Here is a 1,924-nt window from a genome sequence, read left to right on the forward strand (position 1 = left end):
TTACCTATCTGTATCAATAATGAATTAGAATATATGTTATAGAATAAGCAAGTATTAGGCGATTTATTGGGAGGATGAAAAATGGAGTTTATTATTGAACCATATATTAATGTTGGAAAAATTCATCTTGGAATGTCTGCTGATGAAGTGAAAAATATAATGGAATCAGAACCTGAAAAATTTTGGAAGTTTGATGACGATGAACACTACACAGATGCTTTTGAATGTTGTCATGTTTTTTATAAGGGGAACGGAGAATGTGAAGCTGTTGAATTATTTGCACCTGCAAAAGTAGTATTCAATAGTCAAAACCTTTTAGGAGTTTCGTATTCAAAAGTGAAGGACTATATTTCACAATTTAATGATGAATTAGAAATCGATGAGACAGGATTTACTTCAATAAAGCTTGGTATAGGTGTCTATGCCCCTTTTGCAGTTAGTGAACCAAATGAACCAGTTGAAGGGGTAATTGTATTCGACGAAGATTATTATAATTAATCTTATTGAACTAACGCATGCGATACTTCAATAGAAGATCGCTTTTTCTTATTCAACATAATGGCAGATTAGTTGTATAAGAAATATGCTAAAATGTAGTTAATATTAAAGCCAAAAGTGAAGGGAATGCGATAAATGAACAAGTTAAATTGGGACAGAAATCAACTTTGGAAAGGTTGTATTTTAGCTTCGATAGCCCATGCAATTATGGTGGCTCATTATCCTGATATTTCTCATGAACAATCTTGGGATGGGTTTAATTATAGTGTTCAAGATAGCTCTGGTACGCGTGGCACTATTACATTTCATCCGAATTTTTTAGTAGGTGCTTTCAGAAATGACCACAGCGAAAGGGCAATAAAGTACAAAAATGCTATCGAATATTTTATGGGTGCACCTGAAAAGTCTAAAGAAGTAGCATCAGAAGAAGCTCTTCTATATTTATTAGATGAGATTGATGGAAAGACAGTCCCAGTTATAACAACTGCATTTTGGGGAAATCTTGATGAAGTATACTCGCATGATACATATGAGGATTTTATTGAAAATGGCGGATTTCTTATAGAAAGACAAATAGATAATATGGAAAGTGTTATTAATGAGTGGAAAGAAGAATATGAAATGTCTGAGACTCAAATAGTCCTACTAAAATCCATTTTCAAACGTAAGATTGATAATCCGACTAAAGACATCGTATTAAATGAAAAAGAAATTCAAATGATTGGGTCGGAAGATGAAGAAGGTCTAAGTGAAAGTAGAATTTCATTTGAAGAACTTGGTATTAAGTGGAAGTTATAAAATTTATTATTTAACTTATTAAAAATATTCTTATTCAACTAACGCATGCGATACTTCAATAGAAGATCGCTTTTTCTTATTCAACAAAATGGCAGTTTAGTACAATAAGATACTGTATAATTAAATTCATAATAGGTGGTGGAATTATGAATTTAAAAGAAAAATTGAAGTTATTACTTAAAGAAACTGTTTTTGATTTAGTAAATAAAGATTTTTTAAAAATTAGTTCCATACTAATCGAAGAAATTACAATCGAGGACATTAAAGAAGAACTAAATTACTGGGGGACACTTACAATTCCACCTGATTTAGCTTACGAGAATATTAACTATATTGAGTACAATTATGGCGAAGGATATGCAATGGAATTTGAACTTTGGATTGATAATGAGGAAAGTGACTTAACATTGTCTTGTGAAGCAATTATCGACCAATCAGATAACGTTTTATCATTTTCAATCACAAATTTACACGTTTTATAGTTTATCGTTATTCAACTAACTGATGCGTTAGTTGCATAAGATTCATTTTAAATCTATCATCTAAGTAAAATAAACTTAATTTATTCTGCCTTCATTAGTAGAAATTTAATAGATATTTGTATCTTCATTTTATTTGGGATATAATA

At 30.4% G+C, this 1,924-nt stretch carries 3 protein-coding genes; all 3 read left to right on the plus strand.

What is annotated here, in order from left to right; translation table 11 throughout:
- Window positions 1-81: 81 nt before the first annotated feature.
- The 3 genes from COI44_RS23685 (at window position 82) to COI44_RS23695 (ending at window position 1,778) form a co-directional block, all read left to right on the plus strand.
- Window positions 82-498 carry a hypothetical protein gene (locus COI44_RS23685; RefSeq protein ID WP_098430063.1) on the plus strand — a complete coding sequence of 139 codons (417 nt, stop codon included), beginning with the start codon at window positions 82-84 and terminating at the stop codon, window positions 496-498.
- A 135-nt stretch (window positions 499-633) separates the two neighbouring features.
- Window positions 634-1,296 (plus strand): hypothetical protein, encoded by a 663-nt coding sequence (locus COI44_RS23690; RefSeq protein WP_098430064.1) that lies wholly within the window; start codon window positions 634-636, stop codon window positions 1,294-1,296.
- Window positions 1,297-1,442: 146 nt separating this feature from the next.
- A complete protein-coding gene (locus tag COI44_RS23695) occupies window positions 1,443-1,778 on the plus strand; it encodes a DUF7668 domain-containing protein (RefSeq protein WP_098430065.1) in 336 nt (111 codons plus the stop codon).
- Window positions 1,779-1,924: the final 146 nt, after the last annotated feature.

The sequence above is a fragment of the Bacillus sp. AFS088145 genome (assembly GCF_002564465.1).
GTDB lineage: Bacteria > Bacillota > Bacilli > Bacillales > Bacillaceae_G > Gottfriedia.